Raw genomic sequence first — 16599 nt, forward strand, 5'->3', positions numbered from 1 at the left:
ACAACCAACAGAGCTTGCTACATCACTTTATTCGTGACCTAGCCGGCAAGCCGCTTATTCGACAATGGAAATGACAGAAAGGAAACTGGAGCGGGAAACGAGACTCGAACTCGCGACCCCAACCTTGGCAAGGTTGTGCTCTACCAACTGAGCTATTCCCGCTTTATATCGAGGATGGGCTGAACGCCCCTGCCATCGCGGCAACGGGGCGTACTTTAACAGGTTTATAACGGCAATGTGAAGCCCGAGTAGGCAGTTTTTTAGCGGAAGTTGATAAGGGACGAAAAAACCGGGACTTTTCTACCGCTCAAGCACCGCTAAGTGCTCGCTATAGCGCCGACCGTTGGCCACGTAATGCTTTGCACCCGCGACTAGGCGCTGCTTCTCGTCTTCATTCAGGCTTCTCTTAACCCGGCCGGCGCGCCTAATACCAAAGATCCATCGGGTACCACCATCCCCTCCGGCACTAATGCATTAGCGCCAATCAAACAATACTTCCCGATCTTAGCGCCGTTGAGAACGACCGCATTAATGCCGATCAAGCTGTAATCGCCAATCTGACAGCCGTGCAACATCACCTTGTGGCCGATCGTGACCCCACGGCCGATCTCCAACGGATACCCCTCGTCCACATGCAAAACCGAACCGTCCTGAATATTGCTGTCCTCGCCGATCACGATAGGCTCGTTGTCGGCACGAACAACCGCATTGAACCAGACGCTTGCATTTGAGTGCATCACCACCGATCCAATTAACGTTGCGTTCGGCGCAATAAAATGCGACTCGCCGATAAACTGGGGGACTCTGTCTGCTAATCGATAGATCAAAAGCGCAACTCCTATCACTAACCGCCTGCTACCGTTCGCCAACGCTCGCATGCCAAGGCCATTATGCTAATCTTGAGTCGACGTGCGCCCGTCGGGAAGGGACGGCGGAATACCAACGACAATGACAACACTATAATCACGATGAGCTTTACAATCAGCAAACTCGCCGGCGCATTATTCATGCCACTGCCTCTGATCAGCATCGCCTTGATCGTGGCATTGTTTGCCTTACTCCTAGGCCGACGAGGTTTAGGTACGGCCTTGGTCGGTATCGCCACCTTCGCCCTTATAGGTATCGCGTGGTGGCCGCTTGCCGACCGCCTGCTCCATCCGTTAGAAGCGCCCTATCTCGCCATTCGAGAAGCCGACCCCGATATTCGATGGGTTATGGTACTGGGCAGTGGCCATGATTCCGACCCATCGGTACCGATTACTTCACAGTTGACCGATACCGCCGTTGTTCGCATCGTCGAGGGCGTGCGCCTTTATCGGCAGCTCCCCGAAGCGCAGCTGATCGTATCCGGCTGGGGCGGACAGGATGCACGTCCACACGCTGAGCTTGCTGCTCAGCTCGCCAGGGAACTCGGTGTTGAGGAGGAATCGATTATTCGATTCGACCTACCGCGCAACACTGCCGAAGAAGCGATGGCGGCCTCCATGCGGCTAACCGACGAGCCTTTTTACTTGGTTACCTCGGCTTCGCATATGACCCGGGCCTTAGCCTTATTCGAAGCGCAAGGCTTGAAGCCGATTCCAGCCCCCACCCGCCATCGCGTGACGGCAAAGCAAAACCTCAACCTACGCGATTACACGCCGCAAGCACGAGATGTGGCAAAATCCGAGCGCGCCTTTCACGAATATATGGGTATACTCTGGAATCGCTTACGCGGCGAGCACCGATCGGCAGCAGAACATTAAACGCAATACGATAAAGACAACATAGCCGTTATAACAGCTGCCGTATACCGATGCTCCGGAAAGCACGGATCGCTGCTTTAATTCGAACCTACATAATAGGAGCCAGCAAAAACCATGAGCGTAGCAGGAACTTGGAACTTGGTCATGGACACCCCGTTCGGACAACAAACGCCTACCCTCGAGATCAACAATAACGGGGGCAGTTACGAGGGTGCCTTGGAAGGCCCTACCGGACGCACCGAGCTGGAAGAGTTAACGGTAGATGGCGACAAGCTCTCTTTCTACTCCAATATTAAAACCCCGATGGGCAGCTTCCGGGTTTCCTTCCGCGGCGGCATCGAAGGCGACGCTATCAGCGGCACATTCAAAAGCATGGCTGGCGTTAACGAATTCAGCGGCACCCGCGCCTGAGTCGGTTTCCTTAGAGGCCGGCTGTCGGTCGGCCTCATTCCGTATTGAACCCTCCCAATCCCCCACATCTCTATAAAAATGCATAGACAGTACAGGCGGCAGGCTCTTACCAGGAGCGTTGGCACCTTGCTGTAAGGCAACCTATTGATGCCGATCGTAAGTCGCGAAGGAACCCCTGCCGGAGCCCTCATGCATAAACCGACGGCTAAAGACGGGGACTCCACCCCGCCCCCTCAGGGGGATAAAAACCCGACCCCGACTTTCGTACGCCGGAGAACGGACTGGACATGGCCGCTCTTCGCGCTTGGTCAGCTGTTAGTCGGCTACCCGTTACTGGCTATTTTGCACACCGACACCTGGTTTCTCGGCCTACCGGGAGGCCTCGTCTACCTATTCTCCAGCTGCTGCTCTTGATTGTCTTAACAGCTGTACTTGCGGAACGAGGATGCCGTTAGTAGGACGCCATGCTTCATCCGGCTCTCATTGCATTAGCCGCTTTCTTATATCTAGGAGCGTTATTCGCCGTTGCGGCGTATGCAGAGAGGCGCGCCGTACAGGGTAGGAGCATTGTCCAAAACCCGTACATCTATGCCTTATCGCTCACCGTATTTGTCACGGCCTGGACCTTTTACGGCAGCGTCGGGCGTGCCGCCATGGAAGGGTTAGACTTCGTTGCGCTTTACATCGGCGCAACGCTTATCGCAATTCTCTGGTGGTTGATCCTACGCAAGATCATTCGCATCAGTAAGCGACAACGTTTGAGCACGATCGCCGACTTTCTCTCCGCACGCTATGGTAACAGCAGCTTATTGGCCGGCCTGGTTGCCTTCCTTACCTTTGTTGTCCTAACGCCTTATATCGCCTTGCAATTGAAGGCTATCTCGCTGAGCTATCAGGTTCTAATCGCCGATCCCGGCGGGCCTTTTCCTGACCCGCTGACGCCTCCCCCCCGATTGCGGGCGATCCAACGTTTTATGTCACTCTACTGCTGATGCTGTTCGTCATTTTATTCGGCGCACGGCAGCTGGATTCGGCGGAACGTCACGAAGGAATGGTGGCGGCGATCGCAACCGAAGGCATCGTCAAGTTAATTGCCGCGCTAGCGGTGGGTATTTTCGTCGTATACGGGCTCTTCGGAGGCTTTAGCGATCTGTTTCAACAAGCGCGCGCGACGCCCGCCGCGCATGTTCCTATGAACTACGGGGATAGTGCCAGCGGCTATTTTCACTGGACTATGATAAGCCTAGCGTCGATGGCGGCAGTCATGTTTCTACCCCGCCAATTTCAGGTATCGGTGGTTGAAAACACCAACGAAAACCACGTCCGAAAAGCCATGTGGCTATTCCCGTTGTACCTTCTATTGATCAACCTCTTTATCCTACCGATTGCCCTGGCCGGCCTATTACTGGTACCGGGCGGAGCGAGCCATGCAGACAGCTTCGTCCTCCTCATGCCGCTGCTCGCGGAACGCTTCGGCTTGGCGCTGTTCGTCTTTCTCGGCGGCTTATCAGCGGCGACCGCGATGGTTATCGTCGAGGCGGTGGCGATCAGCACCATGCTGTCGAATAATGTCGTCATCCCATTGCTCATGCGGGTCCGCTCGCTACGCCTAACCCAGCGCGAAGATCTCGGTCGCTTGTTACTGTTCATCCGCAGAGCGGCTGTCATCGCCTGTATCGGCGCCGGCTATGCCTACTTTCGCAGCGCAGGCTATGGGCTTCCCTTGGTAGAGCTAGGTCTTGTATCGTTCGCCGGCATCTGCGTACTCGCTCCCGCTATGATCGGAGGGCTCTTTTGGAGGAACGGCACCCGCACAGGCGCTCTTCTAAGCATCGCTGGCGGCTTTACCGTTTGGTTCTACACCTTGGTAATTCCGTTATTCGCAGAAGCCGGCTGGATTCCCGGCACAATTGTCGAGCCCGGGCCTTACGGCGCCACCTGGCTAAAACCGGAAGCGTTGTTTTGGGTAGAAGGACTGACACCGTTCTCTCATGGCATGTTCTGGACGATCACGATCGCAACCGCTCTTTACATAGTGGCTTCGCTAGTAGCTCGACAGAGCTTGCAGGAACAACTCCAGGCAACCGCCTTCGTGGATACTTTCCGCTCGGAAAAAGAAACCGAGGAGCTGTGGCATTCGCACGGACGACTTGCAGACCTGCACGCCGTTCTGGTTAGAACGCTAGGGCATGCGCGCGCGGAAGCTGCCTTAACGGCCTATGCCAGTCAACGAGGAGAAAAGCACCTACAGAAAGGCGCGCTCGACACCGAGCTAGTTCGCTACGTCGAGCGCCTGCTATCGGGCGTGGTCGGCGCGGCCAGTGCGCGCCTAATGATAAGTGCCGTTGTAAAGGAAGAACCCCTCCGCGACGGGTTGACCGGGCTTCCTAATAAAACGCAGCTGCTCGGCGAGCTGCGAGAGGCATTAGAAGCTAGCAAGCGCTCGCATAGCCACACCTTCGCGCTTCTTGTCCTCAACCTTGACCGCTTCCGCCTAGTCACTAGCAGCCTTGGCTACAATATCGGCGAACAACTGCTGTTAGACGCGGCAAACCGCCTGAAGGCCCAACAAATGGCCGGCGAGTTGGTTACCCGGCTGCCGGGGATCAATTCGGCATTTTGCTTCCTGATACTCGTAACGCGGCCCAAGTTCGCGATAAGGCACTCCGTTATCAAAGTGCGTTCGCCCACGCGTTTAGGGTCGAAGAACATGAGATCTTCATCAGTGCCAGCATCGGCGCCGCCTTAAGCAGCGGCTACGATCATCACGAGGATCTGCTACGCGATGCCGAAACGGCGCTAGTCCGTGCAAAAAGAGCCGGTATTAATCAGTGCGAAGTCTTCGAAACGGCCATGCGTACCCGAGCGGTCCAAGTGCTGCAACTCGAGGCTGACCTGCGGCGAGCCTTAAAACGCCGGGAATTCGAGCTCCATTACCAACCTATTGTGTGCCTAGCGGATAACCGACTGGCCGGTTTCGAAGCCTTGATACGTTGGCGAAAATCAGACGGTACTTTGGTTCCCCCTGCCGACTTCATCCCGCTCTGCGAAGAAACGGACATGATCCTGCCAATCGGCGACTGGGTGCTTAACGAGGCCTGCGCACAACTTTCCACCTGGCTAGGTCGCTACCCACGGACCAACATGCAAATTAGCGTCAACTTATCGGTGCGCCAGCTTCGACAAAAGGACCTCCTGTTTCGCGTGCGCGACGCTTTAGATTCGCGCCGCCTGCCGCCAGAGCGGCTGAAACTGGAGATCACAGAGAGTGCCGTAATGGACAACGCGGATCTAAGCTCGGCCATACTGAACGAACTCAACGCCATGCAGATATCGTTATCGATCGACGACTTTGGCACCGGCTATTCTTCGCTTAACTACCTACGGCGCCTTCCGGTTAATACGCTCAAGATCGACCAATCCTTTGTCCGCGGCATCACAAACGACCGCAAACAGGCGGGCATAGTCGAGTCGACTATTATTCTGGCCCATAAGCTGGGTATGGATGTTATAGCCGAAGGCGTTGAAACACACGAGCAAGCGCGACAGCTGCGCTCCTTCAACGCGGAGTACGGCCAAGGGTACCTCTTCGCACGCCCTCTACAAGCGGGGGACGCCGAACAGCTTCTTGCCGGCTAACACAGCGGTAACCCGTCGGGTTCGGCAATAAATTATCCTTTACCTCTGGTCAGATCGCCCACAAATGGCGATACTGGGGCCACTTTAGTCATCATCGAGAGGGAGAGCGATACGTGAATAAGACCGAACTGGTTAATGCTGTAGCCGATTCCGCCGATATCACCAAAACTCAGGCGGAACGAGCCGTCGGTTGCGTACTGGCGTCGATCCAAGAATCGCTGACGCGCGGGGAGGAAGTTCAACTACCTAACCTCGGCAAATTCGTTATCGGCGAAAGGGCTGCCCGCACTGGCCGCAATCCGCAAACCGGCGAAACCATCCAAATAGCTGCCAGCCGGACGGTTCAGTTCAAGGCAAGCGCACCGCTCAAACGCGCCATTAACGACTAAACTCAAATCGTCGAAGCTCCCCGCCCCGCAGCCCATCTCTGCGGGGCGCCTCAGTCGAGGCGCGACGGCTACCTGGCGTAACCCCACCTACTAGGCAATTCCCGCAACAGTGCCCCTATCGCTGAGAAAACGTAGCCGGCTTGGAGATAGACGCCGCCGCAGCTAAAGGGGCGTATCTAGGCGTAGATCCTGACTGGCGCTGCCCACCCACTTGCCATAGTAAAAAGTTTGCCAGGCTGCACAATTGCCGGCACGATTTTTCGCGCCGAGCTGATAACCGGTATTCGTCGTCTTGGCTATCGCAATCGTGCAGTCCTGGCAAACACCCTATAAAGAGGGCCCACCGGCGAGCTCAACACGCCTTAGCTGTTTGCTCATGCTGCATGAACGCGTGCGGGTGCGGTCAGCGGCGCCGCAAGGCGATATACATCCCCATCGCCGTACAAGAGATAGTCGGTCGGTTCAGGCTCGCAATTACAGGCCACCTCACCGATGCGCGTCCCGTTAAACTGCAGGGCTTGCCATAGGAACTGACAAGCATCGTCGGCCTCGATCTCAACCGCATGGCGCTCAGCCGGAACCGTCTGCCAAAATGCGGAATCCGTTATCACCACCACGCGTAGCGTCCGGTCCGTCTCTGCAGGGGGGCAACTGTAAAGGCCGAAAATTGTCTGTGCTAACGGAGCCGGCGGGGTCAATAAGCCAGTTAGGCCTTCTTGTTTTATTTCTTTATGGGACAGCTGCATGGTTGTTCCTCCCTGGTAGCCATACCTATCCATAACGAAGACACCGGGGCCAGGCGCACTTCCTTCGCCCAACCCCGGTACTAAGACGTTAATACGGCTTACATGTATACGCCGCCGTTAATATTGAGCTGTTGCCCGGTAATATAATCGCCATCTACCACCAGGAAAGCCGCAGCTTTGGCAACTTCTTCCGGCTTGCCGAATCGAGCCAAAGGAATTTTGGTTAGTAGTTTCTCCTGAATCTCCCCAGGCACCTTGTCGAACATCTCGGTTTGGGTAAACCCCGGAGCAATCGCATTCACCGTAATATTGTATCGGCCCAACTCCTGAGCAGCACTCTTGGTGAACGCAATCACCGCGCCTTTGCTGGCGGCATAGTTGGTTTGGCCGAAATTACCCGCCTGACCGACGAAAGAGCTAATATTAACGATGCGGCCGAACTTCTGCTCTTGCATAATCGGCTGCGCGGCGCTCACGGTATAAAAGACGCTATTGAGATTAGTCTGGATCACTTTATCCCAATCGTCGTCTTCAAGCTTACGTAAGGTCTTGTCGCGGGTTATACCTGCGTTATTGATGAGGATATCCACGCTACCCCAGGCTTCCTTGACCTGATTTACCAAGCCCCGAGCTTCATCCGGTTTGCCAACATCCGCTTGAATGACGAGCGCATCGGAATCCAGCTGCTGAATTTCTTTGGCAACCGCCTCGGCCTCCTCTTTGCCGCCGCGGTAATTGATAGCTACTTTCGCTCCAAGACTACCTAATTCCAACGCTATTGCCCGCCCGATACCGCGAGAACCCCCGGTAACAATTGCGGTTTTACCTTCCAAGCGACGCATAATCGACTCCTTTCGTTGTTATCAATTCCGTTTTTATAACGGCGGTTCAATAAGGCTAACCGCAATCGGCTGGTGCCGGCACGGCCTACCTTAATACCCGCTTTATTCTACCGAGAAGTGTACCAATATCACCTACCCCTTGCCCAAGCGGGCGCGGAAAACAGCCTAATAAGGTACCGCATAATCCTTCTCGGACTGCCTGCACAGCTCGCCACCCCGCAGCACTCACTCGTGGGGCAACCCACCGCTCGAACACTGACAAGTTGGCCGACGTATGCGGACCCAAGTCGGTTGAAGACATGGCACAATGCGAGAAACGTCGTTCGCATTCGCGACCTCTAGTACGTTCTTGCCAAGGGCGACCGCACTCTGTCAGGAACCCGAACAAGGGCTTTGAACAGGCAAATTCAAGCATGAAGGCCTATTATTAGCACGCTGTCTCGATTCGGCTACTAGTATCGCTGTGCAAAAACGATTTACGGGTAGCCTTGTTGCTGCACAACTGTCCCGACCGATACTTAATCTTCTTTACAGCCGTGTGGCTGGAATCATACATAAGGTTCTTCCTCCATGACTTCAAGCCCTCCATCTAAATCCGCTCAACGCGAACGCTTGACCGCTGATAGAGCGGTCGACTACAGTGCCGCACCCTTATCTTTTGTTAAGGAAATTTCAATCCCGTATGGACGTTCCCAGTAGCCGCCCCGTTAGGGAGGCTGATAGAGAAAACACTCGCCGCATTGCAGCGTCGGGCCTACGGTAAGCTGTCCTCGCCACTCTTACCTGCCTCCCGCCCCTCCGATGCGGCGGCCAGAGGTAGATCATGCAAATTGCTACTTTTGCCGATGCGGTGCGCGAGACCCTCGCGCAAAAAGACGCAGCTACTCTTCGAGAGCTTTTGGAAGACACTCACCCGGCCGACCTCGCGCTGTGCGTATCGGAGCTTGGCAGTCACGACACCTGGCGTGTGCTCTCAGCACTCTCGCCCGACAAGCGAGCAGCCGTTTTCGGCTATTTACCCGCGAACGAGCAAGTCGAATTGGCGGATTCGCTGAACCGCCGGCATCTGGCAGAAATTTTCCAACATATGTCGGCAGACGAGCGAGCGGACTTGTTCAATCGCCTTAATACCGAGCAACAGCAAACCTTGCTGCCCGGCCTAGCGCAAGCCGAACGCGACGACATTCGGAAGCTGGCCGGTTATGAAACTGGCAGTGCGGGCGCCATTATGACCTCCGACTACGCCACTTTGGCGCCGGAGCTCACGGCATGGCAAGCCATTCAACGACTGCGCAGCGAAGCGCCCGACAAAGAAACGATTTACCAAGCCTATGTCATCGACCGCGACCGGCAGATTCTCGGCACGGTGTCCCTGCGCGATCTTATCGTAGCTCCCAATTCCGCTAAGGTGTCCGACCTGATGGTCGAAGGGGTCATCTACGCTCACGTGGAAGATCCTCAGGAGGAGGTCGCCGGCCTTATAAGTAAGTACGACTTACTGGCTTTACCGATTGTCGACAGCAAGCAGCGTCTGGTCGGTATCGTCACCTACGACGACGCAATGGACGTTGCCGAAGAAGAGGCTACGGAAGATTTTCATCGTCACGGCACCGTCGGCAAACTCGACACCAGCGTACGCGACGCGAGCATTCCCCTGCTGTATCAGAAGCGGGTTTTTGGCTTGTCGTCCTCGTTTTCGGCAATATTTTCTCCGGAGCCGGCATCGCCTATTTCGAAGACACCATTGCCGCCTACGTCGCGCTCGTCTTCTTTTTGCCCTTGCTCATCGACTCCGGGGGCAACGCCGGCTCTCAGGCCGCCACGCTCATGGTACGAGCACTTGCAACCGGCGACGTTCAGATGCGCGACTGGGGCAGAATGCTCGGCCGCGAGCTCGGCGTGGCAGCACTATTAGGCATTACCATGGCACTCGCCGTCTCCTTGCTCGGCGTCTTCCGCGGCGGGCCGGAAATTGCTGTGGTCGTCGCTTTAACGATGGTAATGGTTGTAATCGTCGGCAGCCTGATTGGAATGTCTTTGCCGTTCCTGTTAAGCCGCTTTAGGTTCGACCCGGCTACAGCCAGCGCCCCTCTCATTACATCGATTGCCGATGCCACAGGCGTGGTTATCTACTTCTCGGTCGCCACTTGGCTATTGACGATGCCGGCTGCGGTATAAACGACTATGCAATCTGCTAGTGGCCGAGGCGATGCCTCGGCCACACTTCATTCAGCTTCGTCGGTATTAATAAGCGACTTTCGGCCTCCGAGAACCGGGGGGCCGATAGAGCGCCTCCGTAACGGCCACTGGTAAAGCGCCAACCCGGCCAGCACGACGCCCGCCCCCATCCAAACACTGGCGGATACCGCTTCGTGATTAATCCAACTCCCAAGAAACAACGCCAGCACCGGCGTAATCAGCGTAATCAGGGCAACCGAGCCCGTGTTTACGCGCTTTAGCGCGTAATAAAATAAAAGCAGTCCAATGACCGAACCAAATACGGCTAAATAACCGATAGCAAAGACATTTCGCACAGGCACCGTCTCTGGTAGCGCGAGGCCGTCAAGCAAAAACCAAGTTAGCACATAGCAGGGAAACGCCAGCAACAAACCGCCCGTGGACTGAGCCAGTGCGTGAAGAGTCGCGCCATTTCTCTTCACCAATACCATACTGGCACCGTTTAAAGTTACGCCGAACAGCAACAAACAAATACCGAGCCAAGCATCCGGGTAGGCCGATAAATCGGCGCGAAAGATGATGGCTAGCCCCGACAAAGCCATTAACAAACCAATAAGTTTACCGCCAGTAAAAGCTCTCTCGTTGAGCCATAGCATACCTAGAAGCCCCGTCACCAACGGGGTCAATCCGAACATCACCGATAACAGTCCCGACGGCACATATTGTGCGGCCCAGTAGCCGCAGGTCATGGTTCCGTATAACGCCAACGTCACCGCGCCATAGCAGCGAATCGAGGCTCGATCCCAAGGAAGTCGCACACGCAGCGCCCATAACAGCAGTAAGCTCAGTAGCGTTCCCACAGCCATGCGTGCGGTCAAGCCAAACATCGGCCCGACGTCATCGCCGCTCCACTGGATAGCTAAGGGAGTAGTCGCCCAGATAATGACGATTCCTAAATACGCCGCCGGCACCGACACTTTTATAACTCCTTGTTAAAGGCAAAAAAAGCCGCAGAACCTTTGCTCTGCGGCCTTTAGAGGGTGTTTAGTCGTTTAAGCGATCAAGTCGGGCACCTTCCTCCAGCGCACAGGCAATCCTGTCGGGCCACTCGGACCGACATGCGCATACGCCAAACAAGAGAAAATGCCTGATAGTTCATCGTTTCATCCTGCACCGACGACAATAGCGAGGTCAAGCTTAAAAACTATGACGGCGAGCCATCGGTATTGCTAATAACCGCTCGCTTTCGGCTACATTCAGCCAGTGCGACCCGATTGCGGCCGGACGCTTTAGCTCTATAGAGTGCGCGATCTGCACGCCGCAACCATTCGTCTTGCGTTTCCTTTGGCTGAAGCAACGCCGCGCCAAACGAGGCTGTAACGCCATCGGCAACATCTTTCAGCTCATCCTCCAAAGATTGCCGCAGCTGCTCAGCAGCAACATAGAGTCCATGCACGTCGATGCCAGATAAAAGAACGACGAACTCTTCTCCGCCAAAGCGAAACAAACGGTCGTTACGGCGACTTCTCCTGCGCACGATTTCACAGACCTTGATCAGTAACCGGTCGCCTTCATCATGCCCGAACCTATCGTTAATGCGCTTGAAGTGGTCGAGATCGAACATGATCACTCCGTAACCGGCTTCGTCGCGTTCCTTGGCTGCAATAGCAATTTGCAGCTCTTCTTCCATGGTTCGCCGGTTACCAACCCCTGTCAGCGGATCGCGGGTGGCAAACTCTCGCAGTCGGCGCTGCTGACGCTCGGCTTGTTTTACAAAGATCAGAATAAACGCGCAGACCATCGACGAGGTCGTCACAAATGCCCAGGCATGTAAATCGGATTCAAAGGGAGTGCCGACGAGCAACAACACCGCAATCGTTCCCGCCGTCAGCGCAACGGCCAAGCGTGCCCGAACGAGACAAAAATTGGCGACAAATACGACGTACAACCAGAACAGCCCGCCATCGCCGTGCAGAAGGGCCATTAACAGACCGCCGCTACAGGTAACACAAACGATGAGGCGCGCCCCGAGCTCAACCCGCCCGCTCCACCATGCGTGGGCGACGCCCCCGGCGATGATAAATACGATTAGCGCATCGAGAATTCCAATGAGATAGTCGCCAGCCAGAAGGCGATAGATCGCAAACGGGAATAAACCGAAGACAGCACAAGCACCGAGAAGCGTCAGAATAGCCAGCCGGAAATCTTCGACGATACTTTGTAGACCCATGCTCTCCCCCAGCCGGCACAGAACGGAAGCGGTCATAGACCTCTGTGCCATAGCTCCGACCTAAGCCGGCGCCCCAGCGCCTTGTTTTGGTCGCTTGCCGGCCCGCCGAACACACCCATTCGCGTGCGGCGAGTTCTTCTCTCTGCTTAAAACTGCTTATTCGCCTTACCGGCGGTCTAACGGGGCATCGATATAAGCCGAACTCTGCACCACCGACATAAGGTTAGCGTCCCTGGCGACAGGCGGCGCGTACCAATTCCACAGGATTCAACTTCCCTTGGCAGGTACAGAGCCGCTCCGGCTTGTTCAACGATCACCATCTTAACGCGGAAAGACCAGTACGTCTTCTCTACTCGCGGGGTGGCGGAGAGCACTAATCGAACAAAGCGTGAGAAGGGTTTACGATTCCCTCGCCAGCGGGGTGGCTAGGTCCCGCCTCGCCTGGCACAACATAACCGACGCCACGATAATCGTTCCGCCGATAAGCAACCGCAACCAATCGATGTCTCTATTCCAGAACAGGAAATTGACGAGTATCCCGGCGGGAATGAGCATGTTGTTCATGGTCGCCAGTTGGCCGGTGTTCACCCACTTGGTCGCCATGTTCCATCCTAAGTAGCCGAGCCCAGACGCGCCCAGCCCTAACCATATCAGAACCCCCCACTGGACCGCCGTCTGAGGGGACCGGGACCAATCGCCGAATAGCGCCGTACCGATACCCGAAACGATGAGCGCCCCAATAAAGAACCATCCAAAGACTTGTGCCTGCTCGCGAACGCTCCCGAGCAAAGCGCGCTTATAGGCAATCTGCCCGGCGGCAAAACAGACGTTTGCGGCCTGAATCAACAGAAAGCCAACGATAAAATCCTCGCTTACGGCATCGTAACGAATCACAGCAGCGCCAAACACCGCCAACCCGGCCGCCAACCACCATCGAAGAGGCACATGCTGACGGTTAAGCACTAACTCGTCGATCAGTGTGATATAGAGCGGCGTAAAAATCGTAAACAATAGAATTTCAGGTACGGTTAGATAGGCAAAAGCGTGGTAAAGGAGCAGATACGTCATGCCGATCTGTACGCCACCTATCGCCATAAGCACGAAAGCCGTTCGTTCGCGCAACGCCTTCCAGCGCAGAATAGGAAGAAAGAGGGACGCTGCCAGGAGCATTCGGAGGAAAACAGCGATATAGCTGTCGACGGATCTGGCTAAATAGACATCGATTAGAGAAAAGCTGAACGCCCAAATGGCGGTAATCAACCACAGCAGCCACATAGAGCCGGCAATCACAGGTAATTCAAGGAGCCGGTATTATGCCAGTTCCAAGCGTACAACCCTAATTAAAGAAGTCACCACTTGCAAAAACAGTGTAGTGAGACGCCCGCCGGGGGGATATGGGGATGGCGAGCGCCTCTGAGACCTAATTACCGAGCGCGCCGATGCAACGATCGTAAATCAACTCCGCAGCGGCGGCGGCGTCCATGGACGGGTCATTATACAAAACGTGTACGGACTCGCTCAATACTTCAGCGGAAGCGTCGGTACTAGCAGCAGCGCGCACCTCGGCGATAACTTCATCCACAGACGTGGCGTTATCCCGGGCTTCGACCAGGTCAGCCGCGGCAGCGCGCTGAGCCGTGCAAATCTGTTCGGAAGCAACGGCAGTACCGCCAACAAAAACGCTCAGCGCCAAAACGCCAAGCCCTAATACAGAAGCTTTCATGAAGGTTCCATCCTTTTTATTAAGGTTATTCCACAGGCACTTTCGCAAACGCCCGACCAGAAGGCCGCGTTTAGCACTGCACTCCGGTAGTCGAAAGCGCAATCAACAAAGCCGAAACAGCTCGCTTCATGACTTTCAAAGTTATTCAAGCACAATGAAAAGAAAATTCAAGATGTCTCAAATTGGAGACAAAAAGGGATTAACCATCAGAAGCGAACTACCGGCAATGGAACATCAGGTAACGAGGCGGACCGGCTACCAGGCTCAGGAACATCCTCGGGCGCTCGAAAGGTGAACACTACCGCGCACTTGGTTAAGCCTTCGTAATTTCGGGTAGCGGCATGCAGCAACCGGCAGTGGAAAAACAAGACATCGCCAGGATGCAATGTCACGGCAACCCGGCGCGCCAACAAGACTTGGTTTTCCGGCAAATCCTGACGTAAAAACAAAGCCTCGTCGAAGCGCTCCGGCGCGAAATCCATGCGATGAGAGCCAGGAATCAGTTGCAACCCCCCATTGCGCTCATGCTCCTCTCCTAACGCCAACCAAGCAGTAACCAACTCGCGCCGACTATAACGCCAGTACCGAATGTCCTGATGCCAAAGACTATCGCTGCTATAACGCGGGTGTTTGGTCATGAGGGAGTTGTGATGCGCGGAAGTCATTAGCACCGATTCGCCTAGCAATTGCTGAAGTCGGGCTAGCAAAGCCGGCTCGCTTAGCCAGTAGCGAAACACGTCATCACGCTCATAGGCTCGCCGTAAACGCCGGATTGCCTGCCCTCCAGGCACCTCCGTCGAAGCGGGAGCGCCCGGATACTGCAACTCGGCCTCAAGCTCCAGCGGCGGCACGCGACGAGCAAGGTGATCGTCAATCACGGCCTGCATACGTTCTAACATCGCCGGCTCCGCCAAATCACGGGCGATCAAAAAACCGTCGCGCGCAAAGCGCTCTACCTCATCGGCTGAAAAGCCGCTATCGGGCATACCCCGTTTTAGCGCGTCCTGACCACTCACTTCGCCACAACCCTCGCGTCGTTGCCATTTCAGGAAACAGGAACAAAATAGCCCCTTATCCCACGGCAAGGCTGATTCAGTGTTTCCTTAGACACACTGAGCAATTCCTCGCTCCCTAGCAAGCCCTAAAATGCGTGTTGCCAGACCGCCAACTGCGACAGCCGCCTGTACGGTAATGATGATAACGCCAAATCAGGATAAAGCAGGAGGTTATCGGCCGGCATCCGCCGCCATCGATTCGCCGCATAGCTCAGCCCCAGACCGATTCCGGGGCCGGGCCCTAGCCTTGCGAGCGCAAGCACCGCCTAACCAGGACACACTGCCAAATTGCAGAAAGCCGGCAAATGAACGGATGGATAGAGCGCGAGGCGGCACGCAGGCTTCGGCGCTCAGTCAGTAGCACATCCCGCAGTAGGACAGGAAGGCGGCAAGCACGCTTTACCTATCGTCCTGCCCAGTGCTCAGCGGCGCCTTCATTTCCCAAAACGTGTAGCGCCCGCTTTTACGCCAGAACGGCCAGTAAACGCGGTCTATAGCCTCCGCTTCCAGCCGAGTGGGATTTTCCCGCGTGTTCATCAACACGCCGGTGAGATACGGATCTTTCCGGGTGCGGATGATGGCAATCTGTTGTGCCTCCTCTTCCGCAGCCGCCTTCACAAAGTGGGTCACATGGAAACCGAGCAATTCCGGTTCCCCGGTCAGGTTAACGAGAAAGTTTTCGCCACGCAGGAGGACTCTGTACAAAGGCATTCTCTATGCTTCCGCAGCTTCTTGTCGCAAGAAGCGACAGTATACGCGAGGCCGAGGGCTTAAGCAGCCTTTGGCGATACGCAAAAGCCGCGCCCAAGCGATACGCCGTGTTTCCTCATACTTCTTCTAGACAATCCAACTTTCTCCCCGCTAGCGCTTACTCTTGACCGAAGCATTGCAGCGCCTTGGCTTCCCCGGCTAGACAGCCGGCAAATCCGTCTTATAATTCCTAAGTTAAACAGCAACCTTGACAGAACTCGCCACTTTTCCGAGCGCTCAAAACAAGCACACTAGGGTGCAATAGCGCGATTGGTCAGAAACAGAATAATAAAGGGAGCCGCTCGCGAACTCGTCGCAAGCGATACATTCTGCCCCTCAAGCGCCGACAGCAAACGAATCGTTAAGAGAACGTTGTACGCCTCAGTGGACACCGAAGGGGGCGGCGGCGAATAGGCCACTATAGCCTAGGTAGATCTGGTTTTACGGCAGAGACTTAGTTCCACATCGCGCTGGATCGATAAGCGACTATCACTAAGGACGGTATGAACCATGAGCCATAAGCGCGCGCTTGTCGTCGATGACTCTCCTTCCGCACGCATGCTCTTAAAGCGCCAACTTGAGCGCCACGACATCGTTGTCGATACCGCTCCTTCCGCCGAAGCCGCCTTGGAATACTTACTCTATCAACGGCCAGATGCCATCTTCATGGACCATATGATGCCGGGGATGAATGGTTTGGAAGCGGTTCGCCGCATCAAGAACGACCCGGCGACCGCCATGATCCCAGTGATCATGTATACCTCCAAGGAAGGCGAAGTCTACGTCGGGCAAGCCCGAGCCCTTGGCGCGATCGGGGTTTTACCGAAAGAAGTCAAAGCGGCCGACCTCCTCGCCGTGCTGGAAAACCTTAAGCTGGTTGCGCTTCCTGCC

18 protein-coding genes, 1 tRNA gene and 1 pseudogene are annotated in these 16599 nt (G+C 55.4%); 10 read left to right on the top strand and 10 right to left on the bottom strand.

Annotated features, from left to right (window positions below):
- Positions 1–86: 86 nt before the first annotated feature.
- Together CAI21_RS20970 and CAI21_RS20975 are read right to left on the bottom strand one after the other, a co-directional pair.
- A tRNA-Gly gene (locus CAI21_RS20970) sits at positions 87–162 on the bottom strand.
- A 233-nt stretch (positions 163–395) separates the two neighbouring features.
- A complete protein-coding gene (locus tag CAI21_RS20975) occupies positions 396–827 on the bottom strand; it encodes a gamma carbonic anhydrase family protein (RefSeq protein WP_220348984.1) in 432 nt (143 codons plus the stop codon).
- Positions 828–968: 141 nt separating this feature from the next.
- On the opposite strand from CAI21_RS20975, the gene CAI21_RS20980 reads away from it, so the two are divergent.
- From CAI21_RS20980 to CAI21_RS21005, 7 genes and pseudogenes are all read left to right on the top strand, one after another.
- The gene (locus CAI21_RS20980) at positions 969–1745 is read left to right on the top strand and encodes an ElyC/SanA/YdcF family protein (RefSeq protein WP_181919568.1); all 777 of its coding nucleotides are present in this window, start codon (positions 969–971) and stop codon (positions 1743–1745) included.
- Positions 1746–1859: 114 nt separating this feature from the next.
- Positions 1860–2156 carry a hypothetical protein gene (locus CAI21_RS20985; protein ID WP_116304091.1) on the top strand — a complete coding sequence of 99 codons (297 nt, stop codon included), beginning with the start codon at positions 1860–1862 and terminating at the stop codon, positions 2154–2156.
- A 189-nt stretch (positions 2157–2345) separates the two neighbouring features.
- Positions 2346–2570 (top strand): hypothetical protein, encoded by a 225-nt coding sequence (locus CAI21_RS22975; protein WP_147305191.1) that lies wholly within the window; start codon positions 2346–2348, stop codon positions 2568–2570.
- 50 nt (positions 2571–2620) lie between these two features.
- Positions 2621–3148 (top strand): sodium:solute symporter family transporter, encoded by a 528-nt coding sequence (locus CAI21_RS20990; RefSeq protein ID WP_116304092.1) that lies wholly within the window; start codon positions 2621–2623, stop codon positions 3146–3148.
- 1340 nt (positions 3149–4488) lie between these two features.
- Positions 4489–4928 (top strand): annotated as a pseudogene (locus CAI21_RS25370) (diguanylate cyclase domain-containing protein); the annotation flags it as partial.
- Positions 4929–4931: 3 nt separating this feature from the next.
- Complete coding sequence (locus CAI21_RS25375; RefSeq protein ID WP_404840905.1) at positions 4932–5795, top strand: putative bifunctional diguanylate cyclase/phosphodiesterase; 864 nt, start codon at positions 4932–4934, stop codon at positions 5793–5795.
- A 113-nt stretch (positions 5796–5908) separates the two neighbouring features.
- On the top strand, positions 5909–6184 hold the full coding sequence (locus tag CAI21_RS21005) for an HU family DNA-binding protein (RefSeq protein WP_116304095.1): 276 nt from the start codon (positions 5909–5911) through the stop codon (positions 6182–6184).
- A 374-nt stretch (positions 6185–6558) separates the two neighbouring features.
- Here CAI21_RS21005 and CAI21_RS21010 read toward each other — a convergent pair whose 3' ends face one another.
- Positions 6559–6930 (bottom strand): hypothetical protein, encoded by a 372-nt coding sequence (locus tag CAI21_RS21010; protein ID WP_116304096.1) that lies wholly within the window; start codon positions 6928–6930, stop codon positions 6559–6561.
- A gap of 98 nt (positions 6931–7028) precedes the next feature.
- The gene (locus tag CAI21_RS21015; RefSeq protein WP_116304097.1) at positions 7029–7772 is read right to left on the bottom strand and encodes a 3-oxoacyl-ACP reductase family protein; all 744 of its coding nucleotides are present in this window, start codon (positions 7770–7772) and stop codon (positions 7029–7031) included.
- 823 nt (positions 7773–8595) lie between these two features.
- On the opposite strand from CAI21_RS21015, the gene CAI21_RS21020 reads away from it, so the two are divergent.
- Both CAI21_RS21020 and CAI21_RS25380 read left to right on the top strand, forming a co-directional pair.
- The gene (locus CAI21_RS21020; RefSeq protein ID WP_258868170.1) at positions 8596–9687 is read left to right on the top strand and encodes a magnesium transporter; all 1092 of its coding nucleotides are present in this window, start codon (positions 8596–8598) and stop codon (positions 9685–9687) included.
- Positions 9600–9950: a magnesium transporter gene (locus CAI21_RS25380; RefSeq protein ID WP_258868169.1), complete on the top strand. Its 351-nt coding sequence runs from the start codon at positions 9600–9602 to the stop codon at positions 9948–9950. The genes CAI21_RS21020 and CAI21_RS25380 overlap by 88 nt, the downstream gene beginning before the upstream one ends.
- 47 nt (positions 9951–9997) lie before the next feature.
- Here CAI21_RS25380 and CAI21_RS21025 read toward each other — a convergent pair whose 3' ends face one another.
- From CAI21_RS21025 to CAI21_RS21050, 6 genes are all read right to left on the bottom strand, one after another.
- Positions 9998–10927 (bottom strand): DMT family transporter, encoded by a 930-nt coding sequence (locus CAI21_RS21025; protein ID WP_116304098.1) that lies wholly within the window; start codon positions 10925–10927, stop codon positions 9998–10000.
- 227 nt (positions 10928–11154) lie between these two features.
- On the bottom strand, positions 11155–12216 hold the full coding sequence (locus CAI21_RS21030) for a GGDEF domain-containing protein (RefSeq protein ID WP_220348986.1): 1062 nt from the start codon (positions 12214–12216) through the stop codon (positions 11155–11157).
- Between the two features lie 363 nt (positions 12217–12579).
- On the bottom strand, positions 12580–13470 hold the full coding sequence (locus CAI21_RS21035) for an EamA family transporter (protein WP_258868168.1): 891 nt from the start codon (positions 13468–13470) through the stop codon (positions 12580–12582).
- A 130-nt stretch (positions 13471–13600) separates the two neighbouring features.
- A complete protein-coding gene (locus tag CAI21_RS21040) occupies positions 13601–13903 on the bottom strand; it encodes a hypothetical protein (protein ID WP_116304100.1) in 303 nt (100 codons plus the stop codon).
- Between the two features lie 206 nt (positions 13904–14109).
- A complete protein-coding gene (locus tag CAI21_RS21045; RefSeq protein ID WP_220348988.1) occupies positions 14110–14919 on the bottom strand; it encodes a phytanoyl-CoA dioxygenase family protein in 810 nt (269 codons plus the stop codon).
- 438 nt (positions 14920–15357) lie between these two features.
- Positions 15358–15663, bottom strand: coding sequence for a hypothetical protein (locus CAI21_RS21050; RefSeq protein ID WP_147305193.1), 306 nt, complete (start codon positions 15661–15663; stop codon positions 15358–15360).
- 555 nt (positions 15664–16218) lie between these two features.
- On the opposite strand from CAI21_RS21050, the gene CAI21_RS21055 reads away from it, so the two are divergent.
- On the top strand, positions 16219–16599 hold a 381-nt coding region (locus CAI21_RS21055), incomplete at its 3' end, for a response regulator (RefSeq protein WP_147305194.1).

The organism is Alkalilimnicola ehrlichii, from assembly GCF_003399765.1.
In the GTDB taxonomy this organism is placed as follows: Bacteria; Pseudomonadota; Gammaproteobacteria; order Nitrococcales; family AK92; genus AK92.